Annotated in this window: 20 protein-coding genes; 16 read left to right on the forward strand and 4 right to left on the reverse strand. The window is 71.8% G+C overall.

Annotated elements, in window-relative coordinates; genetic code table 11:
* Position 1 precedes the first annotated feature (1 nt).
* Both GXB85_RS00885 and GXB85_RS00890 read left to right on the forward strand, forming a co-directional pair.
* The gene (locus GXB85_RS00885) at positions 2–1,414 is read left to right on the forward strand and encodes an FAD-dependent oxidoreductase (protein WP_043601980.1); all 1,413 of its coding nucleotides are present in this window, start codon (positions 2–4) and stop codon (positions 1,412–1,414) included.
* Positions 1,411–1,821 (forward strand): low molecular weight phosphatase family protein, encoded by a 411-nt coding sequence (locus GXB85_RS00890; RefSeq protein WP_043601982.1) that lies wholly within the window; start codon positions 1,411–1,413, stop codon positions 1,819–1,821. The genes GXB85_RS00885 and GXB85_RS00890 overlap by 4 nt, the downstream gene beginning before the upstream one ends.
* Before the next feature lie 29 nt (positions 1,822–1,850).
* On the opposite strand, the gene GXB85_RS00895 is transcribed toward GXB85_RS00890, so the two are convergent.
* Positions 1,851–2,204 (reverse strand): helix-turn-helix transcriptional regulator, encoded by a 354-nt coding sequence (locus tag GXB85_RS00895; RefSeq protein ID WP_081978401.1) that lies wholly within the window; start codon positions 2,202–2,204, stop codon positions 1,851–1,853.
* 80 nt (positions 2,205–2,284) lie between these two features.
* Here GXB85_RS00895 and arsD point away from each other — a divergent pair, with 80 nt between their 5' ends.
* The 8 genes from arsD (at position 2,285) to GXB85_RS00930 (ending at position 7,945) form a co-directional block, all read left to right on the forward strand.
* Positions 2,285–2,671, forward strand: coding sequence for an arsenite efflux transporter metallochaperone ArsD (arsD, locus tag GXB85_RS00900; protein WP_043601984.1), 387 nt, complete (start codon positions 2,285–2,287; stop codon positions 2,669–2,671).
* A gap of 1 nt (position 2,672) precedes the next feature.
* Positions 2,673–4,460, forward strand: coding sequence for an arsenical pump-driving ATPase (arsA, locus tag GXB85_RS00905; protein WP_370523923.1), 1,788 nt, complete (start codon positions 2,673–2,675; stop codon positions 4,458–4,460).
* Positions 4,461–4,530: 70 nt separating this feature from the next.
* Entirely contained in the window at positions 4,531–6,000 is a 1,470-nt protein-coding gene (locus tag GXB85_RS00910; protein WP_161915746.1) for an arsenic transporter, read from the forward strand.
* A 52-nt stretch (positions 6,001–6,052) separates the two neighbouring features.
* Positions 6,053–6,823, forward strand: coding sequence for a MerR family transcriptional regulator (locus GXB85_RS00915; RefSeq protein WP_161915747.1), 771 nt, complete (start codon positions 6,053–6,055; stop codon positions 6,821–6,823).
* Between the two features lie 71 nt (positions 6,824–6,894).
* Positions 6,895–7,206 carry a hypothetical protein gene (locus GXB85_RS00920; RefSeq protein ID WP_161915748.1) on the forward strand — a complete coding sequence of 104 codons (312 nt, stop codon included), beginning with the start codon at positions 6,895–6,897 and terminating at the stop codon, positions 7,204–7,206.
* A gap of 48 nt (positions 7,207–7,254) precedes the next feature.
* Entirely contained in the window at positions 7,255–7,389 is a 135-nt protein-coding gene (locus GXB85_RS18490; RefSeq protein WP_255465655.1) for a hypothetical protein, read from the forward strand.
* A gap of 50 nt (positions 7,390–7,439) precedes the next feature.
* Positions 7,440–7,616: a rhodanese-like domain-containing protein gene (locus GXB85_RS18705; protein WP_370523943.1), complete on the forward strand. Its 177-nt coding sequence runs from the start codon at positions 7,440–7,442 to the stop codon at positions 7,614–7,616.
* Positions 7,613–7,945, forward strand: a complete 333-nt coding sequence (locus GXB85_RS00930; RefSeq protein WP_161915749.1) for a YnfA family protein — start codon at positions 7,613–7,615, stop codon at positions 7,943–7,945. The genes GXB85_RS18705 and GXB85_RS00930 overlap by 4 nt, the downstream gene beginning before the upstream one ends.
* Before the next feature lie 78 nt (positions 7,946–8,023).
* On the opposite strand, the gene GXB85_RS00935 is transcribed toward GXB85_RS00930, so the two are convergent.
* Entirely contained in the window at positions 8,024–8,287 is a 264-nt protein-coding gene (locus GXB85_RS00935) for an excisionase family DNA-binding protein (RefSeq protein ID WP_161915750.1), read from the reverse strand.
* A 210-nt stretch (positions 8,288–8,497) separates the two neighbouring features.
* Here GXB85_RS00935 and GXB85_RS00940 point away from each other — a divergent pair, with 210 nt between their 5' ends.
* The 4 genes from GXB85_RS00940 to GXB85_RS00955 are packed head-to-tail and all read left to right on the forward strand — an operon-like array spanning position 8,498 to position 11,710.
* Positions 8,498–9,367, forward strand: coding sequence for a hypothetical protein (locus GXB85_RS00940; RefSeq protein WP_161915751.1), 870 nt, complete (start codon positions 8,498–8,500; stop codon positions 9,365–9,367).
* Positions 9,368–9,416: 49 nt separating this feature from the next.
* Positions 9,417–9,881, forward strand: coding sequence for a hypothetical protein (locus tag GXB85_RS00945; RefSeq protein WP_161915752.1), 465 nt, complete (start codon positions 9,417–9,419; stop codon positions 9,879–9,881).
* A 45-nt stretch (positions 9,882–9,926) separates the two neighbouring features.
* The gene (locus tag GXB85_RS00950; protein ID WP_161915753.1) at positions 9,927–10,349 is read left to right on the forward strand and encodes a hypothetical protein; all 423 of its coding nucleotides are present in this window, start codon (positions 9,927–9,929) and stop codon (positions 10,347–10,349) included.
* On the forward strand, positions 10,346–11,710 hold the full coding sequence (locus GXB85_RS00955) for a hypothetical protein (protein WP_161915754.1): 1,365 nt from the start codon (positions 10,346–10,348) through the stop codon (positions 11,708–11,710). Before GXB85_RS00950 ends, GXB85_RS00955 begins: the two co-directional genes overlap by 4 nt.
* Positions 11,711–11,769: 59 nt before the next feature.
* Here GXB85_RS00955 and GXB85_RS00960 read toward each other — a convergent pair whose 3' ends face one another.
* Positions 11,770–12,756 carry an aldo/keto reductase gene (locus GXB85_RS00960; protein WP_161915755.1) on the reverse strand — a complete coding sequence of 329 codons (987 nt, stop codon included), beginning with the start codon at positions 12,754–12,756 and terminating at the stop codon, positions 11,770–11,772.
* Entirely contained in the window at positions 12,756–13,601 is an 846-nt protein-coding gene (locus tag GXB85_RS00965; RefSeq protein WP_161915756.1) for an aldo/keto reductase, read from the reverse strand. Before GXB85_RS00965 ends, GXB85_RS00960 begins: the two co-directional genes overlap by 1 nt.
* 143 nt (positions 13,602–13,744) lie before the next feature.
* Between GXB85_RS00965 and GXB85_RS00970 the strand changes: the two genes are divergently transcribed.
* Positions 13,745–14,629 (forward strand): helix-turn-helix domain-containing protein, encoded by an 885-nt coding sequence (locus GXB85_RS00970; RefSeq protein WP_161915757.1) that lies wholly within the window; start codon positions 13,745–13,747, stop codon positions 14,627–14,629.
* Positions 14,626–15,315 carry a flavodoxin gene (locus tag GXB85_RS00975; protein WP_370523924.1) on the forward strand — a complete coding sequence of 230 codons (690 nt, stop codon included), beginning with the start codon at positions 14,626–14,628 and terminating at the stop codon, positions 15,313–15,315. The genes GXB85_RS00970 and GXB85_RS00975 overlap by 4 nt, the downstream gene beginning before the upstream one ends.
* The last annotated feature ends 240 nt before the right edge of the window (positions 15,316–15,555 follow it).

Genomic DNA, 15,555 nt, shown 5'->3' on the forward strand with positions numbered 1-15,555 from the left:
CATGCGCCTGATCGCCGTCGGCGGGAGCGACGCCGGCATCAGCGCCGCTCTGCGCGCCCGCGAGCTCGACCCCACCGCCGAGGTGACGGTCGTGCTCGCCGACGAGTACCCGAACTTCTCCATCTGCGGGATCCCGTACTACGTGTCCGGCGAGGTCGGTCACTGGCGCAACCTCGCCCACCGCACCCTGGACGACCTCTGTGACGCCGGTCTGGACGTCCGGGTCAACACGCGGGCCGTCGGCATCGACGTCTCGGGACGGCGCCTGCTCGTCGACGCACCGGACGGTAGAAGCGAGCTGCCGTACGACGCCCTGGTGGTGGGGACAGGCGCAGTCCCCGTCCGCCCGCCCGTCACCGGGTTGGACGCCCTTGGGCCCACCGACGGGGTGCACCTGCTGCACACGATCGGCGACACGCTCGCCCTGACCGCGGACCTGGACTCCCACCGCCCGTCCCGCGCGCTCATTGTCGGCGCCGGCTACGTCGGCCTGGAGATGGCCGAAGGGCTGACCGCCCGCGGCATCGACGTCGTCCAGGTCGAGGCCCTGCCCGAGGTGCTCCCCACCGTCGACCCGACGCTGGGAGCGGTGGTGCGCGAGGAGCTCACCCGGCACGGCGTCGAGGTGCACACCGCCACGACCGTCACCGAGGTGACCGCCTCCGACGGTCCGACCCGGCTGAGCGTGCACGCCACGGGGGCGAACGGGCAGGCGCGCTGGGACGTGGACCTGGTGCTCGTGGTGGTCGGTGTGCGGCCGGACACCGAGCTGCTCGTCGCTGCCGGGGCGACCACCGGTCCGCGCGGGGCTGTCAGCGTGGAGCGCGACATGTCCACCGGGCTGCCGGGCGTGTGGGCGGCCGGGGACTGCGTGACGACGCACCATCGCCTGCTCGGGCTGACGTATCTGCCGCTGGGCACGACCGCGCACAAGCAGGGCCGAGTCGCGGGCGAGAACGCACTCGGCGGATCGGCCGTCTACCCCGGCAGCCTCGGCACCCAGGTGGTCAAGGTCTTCGACCTGGTCATCGCCCGGACCGGCCTGCGCGACAGCGAGGCGGCCGAGGCCGGGTTCGCCCCTGCCACCGTCCAGTCCACCGGAGACGACCACAAGGCCTACTACCCGGGCGCCAAGCCGGTCACGATCCGCGTCATCGGGGACACCGCGACCGGCCGCCTGCTCGGCGCCCAGCTGGTCGGCACGCTCGGCGCGGAGATCGCCAAGCGGGTGGACGTCTACGCCACCGCCCTCACCCACGAGATGCGCGTCGCCGACGTCGACGGACTGGACCTGTCCTACACCCCACCGCTCGGCTCCCCCTGGGACGTCGTCCAGACGGCGACCATGGCCTGGGTACGGGAGCACGACCTGGACCGCCAGCGCGCGGCCCTGACCTCGAGGAGAACTGAGTGACCACCCCGCCCGAGTCCGTGCTGTTCGTGTGCGTCCACAACTCCGGCAAGTCGCAGATCGCCGCCGCCATCGCGCGCCACGACTTCCCCGACGTGCGCGTCACCTCCGCCGGCACCGCACCCAGCCCGACGGTGCACCCCGGCTCGGCCGACACCCTGGCCGAGGTGGGCATCGACATCACCGGCGAGCAGCCCAAGCCGATCACCGACGAGCTGATTACCGACGCGGACCTGGTCGTGGTCCTCGGCACCGAGGCCCAGGTCGCCACCGCCGACGGCACGCCCGTCGTCCGTTGGGACGTCGACGAGCCCTCCTCACGGGGCATCGAAGGGACCGAGCGCATGCGGCTGGTGCGCGAGGACGTCCGGCGCCGGGTGCATGAGCTGCTCGGCGCAACAGCCCCGTGACGACCGTCGGCGGTGAGCTGACGAGAGGGTCAGCCGACCGGCGTGGCGCACGCAGGCCGCAGACGCGCGGCGTCGGGGCCGTCGTGCGCGAAGCCGGCGAGCGCGCGCAGCGCCTGCGTGAACGCGCCCGGAGCGAGGCGGTACCAGGTGTAGCGCCCCTCGGGCTCGCTCACCACCACGCCCGCCTCGCGGAGCAGCCTCAGGTGGTTGCTGATGGTGGTCTGGCGCGCGCCGGTGATGTCAACCAAGTGGCAGGTGCACAGCTGCTCGCGGGACAGCGACTCCACGATCTTCAGGCGCAGCGGGTCGGCCAGGAGCGCGAACTGGCTCGCCACCTCCGCGCGCACCGGAACGGTGGGCGTCGGGACGCTGACGGGACTCATGTCCCCACGGTACTACCCATCAGTGTGGTGTGATGTCAGCAAGCGCTGATGAATCAGCGGACGACTGCGGAGGAGGACCGATGTCCCGCGTGGAGATCTTCGACCCGGCGATGTGCTGCTCGACCGGCGTGTGCGGGACGGACGTCGACCCGACGCTGTCGCGGTTCGCGGCCGACGTCGCGTGGCTCGCCGACCGGGGCGTGCAGGTGGACCGCGCCACGCTCTCCCAGGAGCCGGCGAAGTTCATCGCGAGCGACGCCGTGCGCCAGGCGCTCGAGGCGGACGGCACGTCCGCGCTGCCCATGGTGCTCGTCGACGGCGCGGTGAAGGCGAAGGGGCACTACCCCAGCCGGACCGAGCTGGCGACGTGGGCCGACGTGCCGCGCCCGGCGCTCCCGCTCAGCGCCGCGGTCCAGGCCGCGACCGCGAGCACGCAGTCCTGCTGCGGCGGATCCGGAAGCTGCTGACGTGTCCGCGCCGGCGCTCAGCGGGACCACCTTCCTGCCCGGGGTGCTCAGCTCCCCCACCCCGTTCCTCTTCTTCACGGGCAAGGGCGGGGTCGGCAAGACGTCCTGCGCAGCGGCGACCGCCGTCGCCCTCGCCGACGCCGGCCGCCGCGTCCTCATCGTCTCGACCGACCCCGCGAGCAACCTCGCCGAGGTGTTCGGCATGCCCGACCCCGGGACCTCGGGCGCCGTCCCGGTGCCCGGCGTGCCCGGCCTCGACGTGGTCAACATCGACCCGTCCGCCGCCGCCGCGGCGTACCGCGAGCGCGTCGTCGGGCCCTACCGCTCCCTCCTGCCCGCGGACGCGGTCGCCTCGATCGAGGAGGAGCTCTCCGGGTCCTGCACCGTGGAGGTCGCGGCGTTCAACGAGTTCGTCACCCTGCTGACCGACCACGAGATCGCCGACACCTACGACCACGTCGTCTTCGACACCGCCCCGACCGGGCACACGCTGCGTCTGCTCGGGCTGCCCGGCGCGTGGACCGGCTTCCTCGAGACGAACACCGCGGGCGTCACCTGCGTCGGCCCGGTCTCGGCCCTGGGTCACGCCCAGGAGGCCTACGCCGACAGCCTCGACGCCCTGCGCGACGGCGACCGAACCACCGTCGTGCTCGTGGCCCGGGCCGAGTCCTCCTCGCTCGCGGAGGCGGGGCGCGCCAGCGCCGAGCTCGCCGACCTCGGGATGACGGCCCAGCACGTCGTCATCAACGGCGTGCTCGTCGACCCGGCAGCCGACGACGCCGTCGCCGTCGCTCGCCGCGATCGCGAGACCGCCGCGCTCGGCTCCGCTCCGGCGCTCCTCTCCCAGGCCACGACGATGGACACCGTGCCGCTCTTCGCCCGCGCGCCGATCGGCGTCGACGCGCTGCGCGCGGCCCTGTCCGGCGAGCCGGCGCCCAGCGCGGACGAAGGCGTCGAGCCGCCCGAGCTGGACACGCTCGGCGACCTCGTCGCGGAGCTCGCGGCCCGCGAGCCGTGCATCGTCATGACGATGGGTAAGGGTGGCGTCGGCAAGACGACCATCGCCGCTGCCCTCGCCCTCGCCCTAGCCGATCGCGGCCTGCCGGTCACCCTGACGACCACGGACCCCGCCGCCCACGTCGACGACGTCCTGCCCGACCCGCCGGCCAACCTCGAGGTCACGCGTATCGACCCGGTCGCGGAGACAGCGGCGTGGACCGAGCACGTGCTGGCCACGGCAGGCGCCGGCATGGGCGCCTCGGCACGCGACCTGCTGACTGAGGACCTGCGCTCCCCGTGCACCGAGGAGGTCGCCGTCTTCCAGGCGTTCGCGCGCACCGTGGCCGACGCGGCGGACCGCTTCGTCGTCATCGACACCGCACCGACCGGCCACACGCTCCTGCTGCTGGAGTCCTCGCAGAGCTTCGCCCGCCAGGCCGCTGCGCGCGAGGGCCGCGCCGACGACGCGGCGACGTCGCTCTTCGCGTCGCTCGCCGACCTCGAGCGCACCCGCATCGTCCTGGTGGCGCTGCCCGAAGCAACGCCCGTGCACGAGGCGGCCGCACTGCAGAGCGACCTTGCTCGCGCAGGTCTGCGCCCGTGGGTCTGGGTAGCCAACGCGTCCCTCGCCGCGACGGGCACGACCGACCCCGTCCTGCGCGCCCGCGCGGCTGACGAGACCCGCTGGCTCGAGGAGATCGCTGCGGCCAGCCCGCGGCGTGCCGCTGTCGTGCCGTGGCTGCCCGACGTCCCTGCCGGGGCCCGAGCGCTGCGCCGCCTGACCAGCTGACCCCACCCGCACGACCGTTCCGGTCCGCGGCACCGCGCCGCGGCTCACCCCCACGCCTGGAGGCCCTTCCGTGCTGCTCGCCGTCGTCATCTTCGTGCTCACCCTGACGCTGGTGATCTGGCAACCTCGCGGGCTCGGCATCGGGTGGAGCGCTTTGGGCGGCGCGGCGCTCGCTCTCGTCACGGGCGTCGTCCAGCTCGGCGACGTCCCGGACGTCTGGGTGATCGTCTGGAACGCGACGCTGACCTTCGTCGCGGTGATCATCATCTCGCTGGTGCTGGACGAGGCCGGGACCTTCGAGTGGGCAGCACTCCACGTCGCCCGCTGGGGCCGCGGGAACGGCCGCATGCTCTTCAACCTCATCGTCGTGCTGGGCGCCGCGATCGCCGCCGTCTTCGCCAACGACGGCGCAGCGCTGATCCTCACCCCGATCGTCTACCAGATGCTCCTGGCCCTGCGGTTCGACCCCAAGGCCGCGTTCGCGTTCGTCATGGCCACCGGATTCGTCGCGGACACCACCAGCCTGCCGCTGGTCGTGTCCAACCTCGTCAACATCGTCTCGGCCGACTTCTTCGGCATCGGCTTCGGCCGCTACGCCCTCGTGATGATCCCCGTGAGCCTCGCCTCGCTCGCAGCCAGCCTCCTCGTGCTGCGCCTGTTCTTCCGCAAGGCCATCCCCGCCCGGTACCACGTCGCCGACCTCGCCCGACCCGCCGACGTCGTGCACGACCACGTGACGTTCCGTGCCGGCTGGGTCGTCCTGAGCCTGCTGCTGGTCGGCTACTTCGTCGCCGACCCGCTCGGCGTGCCCATCGCCGCCGTCGCCGGCCTCGGCGCGATCGCCATCGTCCTGACCGCCGCACGAAAGCCGGCGTGGGCCTTCACGCGGCTGGACGCCCGCCTGCCGGCAGTCGAAACGGTCGGCGCCGTCCCCGCGGTGCACGACCACAGCCGCAGCGGGGTCGTGCACGACGACATCCACAACCACGCGCTGGGCACCGCGGTCCTCGACGAGGACAGCACCCCGCCGCGACCGACCTCCGGCGGCCGGATCCCCATCGCACCCGTGCTCCGGTCAGCGCCGTGGCAGGTCGTGCTGTTCAGCCTCGGGATGTACCTGGTGGTCTACGGCCTGCGGAACCAGGGCCTCACCGACTCCCTCGGCGAGGTCTTCGCCTGGTTCGGCGAGCAGGGCCCCATGGCAGCAGCGGGCGGCACCGGCTTCCTCGTCGCCGGCATGTCCTCCGTGATGAACAACATGCCCACCGTGCTCGTCGCCGCCCTCGGCATCGATGCCGCCGGCGCCACCGGCCTCACCCACGAGCTCATGGTCTACGCCAACGTCATCGGCGCCGACCTCGGCCCGAAGATCACCCCGATCGGCAGCCTCGCCACCCTCCTGTGGCTCCACGTCCTGGACCGCAAGGGAATGCACATCGGATGGGGCACCTACTTCAAGATCGGCATCGTCCTGACGATCCCGGTGCTCGCCGTGACGCTCCTCGCCCTCGTCGCGTGGCTGACCGTCATCGGGGTGTAGACACCCACCGCGCTTGACCTTCGACCCGACTCGAAGGTCTACGGTCGTGGACATGAGCTACCGGATCGCCGAAGCCGCGAAGCTGGTCGGGGTGCCGACCACGACGCTGCGGTACTACGAGGACATCGGTCTGGTCGAAGCGCCGGCGCGCGGCAGGAGCGGGTACCGGACCTACGACGACGCCGACATCGCCCGGCTGAGGTTCATCAACGCCACCAAGAACCTCGGCATCCCGTTGTCCGACGTCGCCGAGCCGGCACGGGCATACGACGTCGAGGACTGCTCGAGCGTCGCGCACCAGGTCGTCGAGATGGTCGCCGAGCGCCTGACCGAGACACAGGCCCGCATCGGCGAGCTGGTCGCCCTCGCCGCGCAGCTGCAGACGGTCTCCGCCCGGCTGGCCGGAGCGCCGACCGCAGGAGCGTGTGGCGCTGACTGCCCGTGCGCCACTGCGGCTCCGGCCCCCCTGGCCGACCGCCGAACGTTCGTGCCCCTCACCCGGTCCCCGGCGCTGCAGGACCAGTCGGCCACACCGATAGCGTGCTCGCTCGACGCCGGCGCCGTCACCGACCGGGTCTCGGAATGGCAGTCGCTCGTCCAGCGGGCATCCTCTCGCGAGCCCATCTCAGGCGGCATGGCCCTGACCTTCGCCGTCTCTGCAGGCCTGGCCGCGGAGATCACCCTTCTCGCCGCCGCAGAGCAGGACTGCTGCTCCTTCTTCACCTTCACCGTTCGCCTGACCACCGGCGAGATCCGCCTGGAGGTCCAGGCACCTGCCGACGCGGCCGACGTGGTCGCCGCGATGTTCGGCACTGCCGCCTGAACCCACGCAGCTCGCTCCCCAGGCACCCTGCCTTGGGGCGCCATCACGCCTGCCTACTTCCGGGAGAACCGATGACCACCCCCACGACGGAGCACCACCAGGACCACACGACCACCGGGAGCACGGTGACCAAGAAGGGCGCGATCGCCGGGATCGGCGTCGTGCTCGCGTGCGCCATCGCGTGCTCCGTGCCGCTGATCGCGGCGGGCGGTCTGGCCGCTGGCGTCGGAGCGTTCCTGGCCGGCGGTGAGGTCGTCGGCCTCGGCGTGGTGGCCGTCGTCGGCGCGCTCGTGACCACCGCGATCTGGGTGCGCCGACGGCGCGCCGCCGCTGCTGCCGCGGCAGCAGGGACCTCCGCGTGCGGCTGCGGCGGCGGCTGCTGAGCGGCCCGGCCATGCCGCATTTCCCGGTACCTGACGCTAGGAGAACCCATGCCGACGCCGATCAGCCGCGACGAACTCGTCGCCCTGCTAGAGCACGACGAGGTCATCCTCATCGAGGCGTTGCCAGTGGCGCACTACACCGCCGACCACCTACCCGGGGCGTCAACATCCCCGGTGCCCTGACCGCTGCGTACGCGGCCCGCGTCGCGCCCGACCGCGGCCGCACCGTGGTCGTGTACTGCTCGGGCCCTGCCTGCGGCCGCTCCACGAGCACCGCCACCGCGTTCTCGGCTCTGGGCTACACCGACGTCCGCGTGTACACCGGCGGCAAGGCCGACTGGTTCGCCGCCGGCCTGCCTCTTGAGCGTTCCCAAGCAGCGGGCGGACGACCGGCACACTGGCGCCCATGACGACGCTGCGCTCTCTGCTCCTGTTCGCCGTCGCTGCGGTAGCCGAGATCGGCGGCGCCTGGCTGGTCTGGCAGGGGGTACGCGAGCACCGCGGCGTGCTGTGGATCGGCGCCGGCGTCATCGCGCTCGGCCTCTACGGATTGGTCGCGACGCTGCAGCCCGACGCCAACTTCGGCCGCATCCTCGCCGCCTACGGCGGCATCTTCGTGGCCGGCTCGCTCGCCTGGGGCGTTGTGGTGGACAGGTTTCGACCCGACCGGTGGGACATCACGGGCGCGATCATCTGCCTGTTCGGCGTTGCCGTGATCATGTACGCCCCACGTAGCTGAGCTAATCCACGACAACCCGCTCAAGCGGCCGGCGAACGGGCTCTCGGCCGCGTACGCCTGGTCCCCGCCGGGCCGGCGTCACGGGTGATCCGCACCTGTGAGCCGAGCGACGTAGGCGTCGAGCGCCCCTACCGGAATCTTGTGCAGCCGTCCGACGTGGACCGACGTAATCTCGCCGGTGGCCAGCAGGTCGTACATGAGGGTGCGGCCGATGCCGAGCCGCCGTGCAGCCTCGACGACGGTCAAGAGCAGCCTGTCGTCGTTCTCGACCACGACGTTGAGGACGCGGTCCTCACGGACGCCGCGGTCGGTGGTGATGTGCACCTGAGCTGTCGCGGACATGGCCACCTCCGAGTGGATGTTGGGCACCACTCTCCGGGCATCCACTAGTCGCACCGATGACGGGGCCGAGGTCCCAGGCGTCGCGATCGATGACGCCCCGTCCACAGCTCGCGCGTCATCGATGACGTCCACAACCCGGCCTCCGCGTCATCGCCACGTGCATAGGCCCTGAGCAGCGTCGTCTCCGACCGGCACACGGAGGAGGCAACGATGGACGACCGCCGCACGCGTACCACCGCACTCGCTCGGGGAACGGCGCCGGCTGAGATCCGGCGGGACCGCGACGGCCTCCTCGGCCACCTCGCCGTCATCGACGTCGAAGGGTGGGACAGCCCTTCCGCGACGGCCCTCCTGACCTACCTGCGCAGCCACGTCGTCCGTCCGCTCGCCGTGGACGTCGGACTCAGGGGAGCCTGCGCCGCTCACGCCGAGGCGACGGCCTGGGAGGCGGTCTGGCTACAGCTCCTCGAGCCGTCGCTGCGCAGTGCCCACTCGCCCTGGGGCGTCCTGTGGCAGACGGCGCGCCGGGCGATGCTCGGTGAGATCCTCGCCGACCGCTGGGGCGTGTCGCCGCGGCGGGCCTGGGAGCTCGACGCCGCCGAACGGGCCGGCGGCATCCGACGACCGCTGTCCCTCGAGCCGCTCCTCACGAACGGCTGGGAACCCCCTGCCGAGGGCTCGGCTGGGATGCACGACGGCCCACTCACCACGGCCGTCCACCTCGCCGCCCAGGCACTCGGCGAGGCTGGATGGCCCGCAGAGCTCGCGGCGCGGATCGTGCAGGAGACAGCCGAGATGGACGGCCCCGTTGGTGCAGGCACGACCGCCGTCGGCTGGCGCCCGCTGGCCATCCGTCTGGAGCTCCCACCCTGGCAGGCTCGCCGGCTGGTCCTGGTCCTCCGCGGTTCGGGCGGCACCGCGGGCCTCCTCGCCCGGCTGCTCGCCGACGGCCCGTCCGTCATCGATGACACCGAGACCCGGCGTGCTCTCCAGGCGACGCGGAGAAGGCGGCTGCGCTCGCCGATGCCGAAGGACGCAAGCGCAGTTCGCCCGGTCACCGAGGTCCGAGTGGCCTCGTGACCGCGACGCGCAGATCGTCGGAGTGCGATGGCTTGCACAGGAGACGGTCATGCACAACGTCGACACGAGGACGAGCACGCGCCTTCGGCAGTGGGCGGCAGGCCTGCTTCCCCTTGAGGCGGCGGTCGAGCTGCTGCTGCGCGCCTTCGGCGGCCGGTTCGCGGACCCGGCGCTCCCATGGGTTCGGGTGGACGGCGATGTCACCTGGCTGGACCCCGACGCCCTGCGCGAGCACGCCGCCGTCCTGTCGGGCGGTGAACGCCGCCTGCTGTTCGTGGTGGCGTCGCTGCTCGACGAGCGCCCACTCGGCGTCGTCGACGTCGTCACCGGCCTCGACAGAGAGAACCTCCACCTGGTCCTGGCGGCCTTCGCCCACGCCGGCGGGTCGCACACCGCGACCGTGCTCGAGCGCGTCGATGGCACGGTGCGCTTCTCCACCCCCGGTGCCCTTGTCCCCTGGTCTCACAGCCCGGCCGGGGGACGGTCATCTTCGGCGCCCGCCGTGCACACCTGAGAGCGAAGGCGGCAGGACGACGTCGCCCGCGACGAGGAGGACCCGATGACGACGACGTGGGGCGACCCCGCCGAGGTCCTGCTGCGCGACGCCGACACCGGGTGGTCGGGCATCTGGGCGCTCACGCACACCGCGGCGATGGGGGCCTTGAACCTGGCCATGACCGTGCCGCTCGGCGTCGGGGTCTCGGTCTCCTACGCCGCCATGGACTTCCGTGAGGCCCAGGACGAGCTCGAGTGGGCTCGCCCCGATGTCCGAACCACCGCCACCCCGGTGCGGCTCGGCACCGTCCGCCCCGAGGATGCCAACGAAGCCCGGGCGATCCTCGATCGCCTCGCCGCGGCAGCCCTCGACCGCGCAGCCGCCCTGGCGGAAGTCGAGACCGACCTCCTCTCGCAGGCAGCGCTCTCCCGCGTGATGGCGCGGCTGATCACCGGGCGGGCCAAGGTCACCGGACGTTGGTCATGACCACCTACGCCGACCTCCTGGCCCAGACGTCGGCACACGTGCGCGACGCCGCCACCGCCCTCCGTGCGGACCGCTTCTGGACCCCGCGGGAGGCCCTCGATGCGATCGGCGACTACCACGGACTCCTCGACGCCGTCGCTTCCCACACCCGACGCCTGCTGTGGCCGGCGCAACTCGGACGGATAGGCCTGGCCCGCCGCCGCGACGGCATACCACCGGTCGAGCGAGCCGCTATCAAGCTGGCCGCCGGTATCGAGGCCCTCACCGGCGAGGCGAGGCCTCACCCGTCGCAGATCGGCGGGGCAGGAACACCGTGGGCGCGCGCTTCGCTGTCGCTGCGCGCGGCCGCCGACCTCGTCGCGACGCACTACACAGGCGAAGGACGACCTCGAACACCAGACGCCGCCCACACCACGACGGCGACCTTCGACGCCGGTCTCGCCGACCTCGGCTATCTTGCCCAGGCCGTTCTCGCTCACGAGATCCCCTTGGCTCTTCGCGCGATCCAAGCCGGCGTGCCTCGCGGCGTCGTCGCGCGACAGCTGCCCGGGCTTGAGCACCTCGCCGACGTCGCCCGCGAGCTCATGGCCGAGATGCCTCAACGACGCGAGGCTCCACTCGACGCTCTCGGTCAGGTCCGGACGCAGCCCCGCACGGACGACCCTGCGACCGAGTTGACGGACCGGATGGTCCGGCTCCGGCAGGCCACCTGGGAGCTCATGGGCGACCAGTCCGACGCGCTGGCCTCATTGCGGACGATGGCCGGCCTCGGCATCGCCATCCATGCCTACGCCGCCGCCTTCCACGGGGCGGACCTCTCCGCACCCGACCCAGTGGCAGCAGATCGGGGCGTCGGCGCACTCGTCCGGCACGCGCGTGCGTGGCAGCGCCTCCACCACGCCCTCTCAGATTTCGCGATCCTCGCCCCGCCCATGACCAGCATTCGTGATGACGCCACGGCGGCTGTCCGCCTGCTGCAGGAGCTCGCTCCGATGCAACACCCACCGACACCCGCGCCGTTCGCCCCGACCGAGCGGCACGTCGCCGCCGTTCTCAACGGGGCCGTACAGGTCATTGCCGATATCGCCGTCCACGAGGGAACGACGTTCGATCGGCTCGCACGGACCGGCCTCCTGTTCATGCCGGCTCGGTCGTTGCCTCGCGATCTGGTGAGCGAACGGCCCGACCTGGCCACAGCGCACCTGGAACGCCGCATCGTCCACGCCCCCGAGACCGTCACCGGGATCACCGCTCGGCTGTACGCCGAAGTCGCTGCTCACCCGATCGGCGTCTCGACCGCAGCCCCGGCCCGCCGCTCTGCCACCGCTTCGACAGAGGCACGCGCGATCTCAATGGCGTAGGCAACGCGGTCCTGAACGCACGGACATAGCCGATGACCAGACGGGCCGAGCGGCGCCCGTCAGCGGTCGATCCACTTCTGCATGTGCTCGGGGTATCGGGCCCCCTGGATGTCCGCCCGGTCGGACGCGTCGGTGAGTTCGGCGATGCCCTCTGCCTTCAGCTCGAGCTCGACAGCTCCGTTGTTCTCCGTGAGGCGGTGCTGCTTCGTGGTGCCCGGGATGGGCACGATGGACGGGTGCTGGGCGAGCAGCCAGGCCAGGGCGACCTGGCCGGGAGTGGCGCCGCGCCGTGCGGCGACGCTCGCGACGACGTCGACCAGTGCCTGGTTCGCGGCGCGGGCGTCCTCCGTGAAGCGCGGCAGGGAGTTGCGCAGGTCACCGTCGGCGAACGTCGTGGTCGTGGTGATCGAGCCGGTGAGGAAGCCCTTGCCGAGTGGGCTGAACGGGACGAAGCCGATGCCCAGCTCGACGAGCGTGGGCAGAATCTCGGCCTCCGGCTCACGCCAGAACAGGGAGTACTCGCTCTGCAGGGCGGTGACCGGCTGAACGGCGTGCGCGCGGCGGATGGTGGAGACGCCGGCCTCGGAGAGGCCGAAGTGCTTGACCTTGCCCTCGGCGATCAGGTCCTTCACCGTGCCCGCCACTTCCTCGATCGGGACCACGGGATCGACGCGGTGCTGGTAGAGCAGGTCGATGGACTCAATGCCCAAGCGGCGCAGGGAGTCCTCCACGGTGGCGCGGATGTGCTCGGGGCGACTGTCGAGCCCGGTGGACGTCGAGCCGTCGAAGGAGAACCCGAACTTGGTGGCAATGACCACCTGGTCCCGCACGGGTGCCAGGGCCTCCCCGACCAGCTGCTCATTCGTGAAGGGCCCGTAGACCTGGGCGGTGTCGAACAAGGTGACGCCCTGGTCCACGGCGGCACGGATGAGCGCGATGCCGTCCTGGTCGTCGACGGCGGCCCCGTAGCCGTGGCTCAGGCCCATGCATCCCAGCCCGAGCGCGGAGACCTGCAGGCCGCTGCGGCCGAGGTTGCGCGTGATCATCAGCCGGCCCGGCGGCTGTTGAGCCAGCTGACCATCGCGGGGTCGCGGTGGTCGAAGGCGACGCTGACACCGGTCTCCAGGGCGGCGATAGCCGCCATCTCGTCCCCGGTGAGCTCGAAGTCGAAGACGTCGAAGTTCTCCGCCATCCGCTCAGGGCGGGAGGACTTGGGAATGACAACCACGCCGCGCTGGACGAGCCAGCGCAGGGTCACCTGGGCGACTGACTTGCCGTGGGCCTGGCCGATGGCGGTAAGGACCGGGTCGCTGAAGATGCCGTTCTTGCCCTCGGCGAGCGGGCCCCAGGACTCGATCTGCACCCCGTGCTCGGTCATGACCCGCTGGTCGGTCGTGCGCTGGTGGTACGGGTGGGTCTCGATCTGGTTCACCGCCGGGGTGATCTCGTTGTGCTCGAGAAGGTCCACCAGCCGGTCAGGGTGGAAGTTGGAGACCCCGATCGCACGGATCGCGCCCTGACGGTGCAGGTCCTGCATCGCGCGCCAGGAGCTGTAGTAGTCCCCGAACGGCTGGTGGATCAGATACAGGTCCAGGTGATCCAGGCCGAGGGCCTGCAGGGAGGCGTCGAACGCGCGCTTGGTGCCGTCCTCGCCGCCGGAGTGGATCCACAGCTTGGTGGTGACGAACAGCTCGTCGCGGGCGATCCCGCTGGCCCTGATGGCCCGGCCCACGGCGGCCTCGTTGCCGTAGGAGGCGGCGGTGTCCAGGTGCCGGTAGCCGGCGGCGAGGGCGTCGGTGACGACGCGCTCGGTCTCGTCCTCGGGGACCTGGAAGACGCCGAAGCCGAGGATCGGCATCTCGACGCCGTTGTTCAGGGTCACTGTCTGCATGGGCGGTGTCCTTCGTGGGCTCGTGAGGCTGTCGGGTGGTGTGCTCCCACCAGATCACCTAGGACCACCGCGAGGAACGTCCTGGCTATGGGTGCACTGGCAGTGCATGGCTAGCCGGCACGCGCGCTCGTACCGTCGAGGGCATGGACCAACGTGATGAGGTGCGCGACTTCCTCAGCTCCCGTCGCGCCCGGCTGAACCCGACCGACGTCGGCCTGCCCGCCGGCACCGGGCGACGGCGCGTTGCGGGCCTGCGCCGTGACGAGGTCGCCGTCCTGGCAGGTGTCTCCTCCGAGTACTACGCCCGCCTGGAGCGGGGAAACCTCGCCGGCGCCTCCGACGCCGTCCTGGACGCGATCGCTGCCGCGCTGCGACTGGATGAGGCCGAGCTGCTGCACCTGCGCAACCTTGCCCACGCCGCCAACCAGCCCGCGCGTCGGCGCCGCACCCCGACGCCGCGCAACCAGGTCCAGCCCTCGCTGCAGCGGGTCCTGGACGCGATGGCCACCGTCCCGGCCTACGTCCGCGACTCCCGCATGGACGTCGTCGCGGACAACGCGATGGCCCGTGAACTGCTCAGCCCCGTCTACCGCTTCGCACAGCACACCGGCACCCCACCGAACAGCGCGCGGTACGCCTTCCTCGACTCCTCGGCCCGCGACTACTACCCCGACTGGGAGCAGGTCACCCACGACTGCGTCGCCGCTCTGCACGGCGCCGCCGGCCACAACCCCTACGACAAGCCGCTCTCCGACCTCGTCGGCGAGCTGTCCACCCGCTCGGAGACCTTCCGCACCCTGTGGGCCACCCACGACGTCCGTCTGCACCGGACCGGCATCAAGCGACTGCGCCACCCTGAGGTCGGCGTCCTCGCGCTCGAGTACGACGTCATGGACCTCACGCAGCAGCCCGGGCTCGTCTTCATCGCCTACAGCTCCGCCCCCGGCACACCCGCCGCCGACGGACTGGCCCTCCTCGCGTCCCTGGCCGCGAGCCGCACCGACGCGCTGACCGCGCCGGACGCGTGACACCGCAGATCACCCGGCGAACCTTCCTGCGCGCGGTCCTCGCCGGCAGCGGCGGGGCAACCCTGCTCGCCATGGCCGGCTGCGCCGCCCCCGACACCGCACAGGGCCCCACCCAGAGCCAGGAGCCCACGTCGATGCCGCCGACAGCCTCGCCCTCACCGGGAACCAGCACGCTGCTCGTGTACTTCTCCCGGCCCGGGGAGAACTACTGGTACGGCGAACGGCGGACCCTCGAGGTGGGCAACACCGAGGTCCTGGCGGCCATGATCGCTGACCGCGTCGAGCTCGACACCTACCGGATCGAGGCAGCCGAGCCCTACCCGGCCGACTACGAGGAGACCGTCGCGCGCAACGTCCGCGAGCAGGACCAGGACGCCAGGCCCGCAATCGCCTCACCCCTTCCCGACCTCACCGGGTACGACACGGTGATCCTCGCCAGTCCGATCTGGAACGTGCGGCCCCCGATGATCATGTCCACCTTCGTCGAGTCCGTCTCCTTCGAAGGCAAGCGCGTGCTGCCCGTCACGACTCACGCGATGAGCGGTCTCGGGCGCTCCGTCGCCGTGTACACCGAGCTCGCCGCAGGCGCCACGATCGGCGCCGGCCTCGCCATCCAGGGCGAGGAAGTCACCGATGCCGGCCCGGACGTCGAGCGGTGGCTGCGCGAGGTCGCGCTGGTGGCGTGAGCTGATCGCCCGGTCATGCCGCTGCACGCGCGTGCGGACCCGGCGTGTTGAAGATCGCGGGACGGCAACGGACTTCCGCGCTGCTTTGCCCGCTAACGAAGCCGTGGCGTGGGCCTCGGGGGCATCGCGCGGGGGGTCCAGAGTCGGCGAGCAAGGACTTGAGTCCCGCTGCGGGCGCACACGTCCGCGAGTATCCGGGGGCGTCCGCCGCTGACCAAGTGCTTACCAGAACGCCAGAGG

It is taken from the genome of Cellulomonas sp. APG4 (assembly GCF_009996735.1).
GTDB lineage: Bacteria > Actinomycetota > Actinomycetes > Actinomycetales > Cellulomonadaceae > Actinotalea.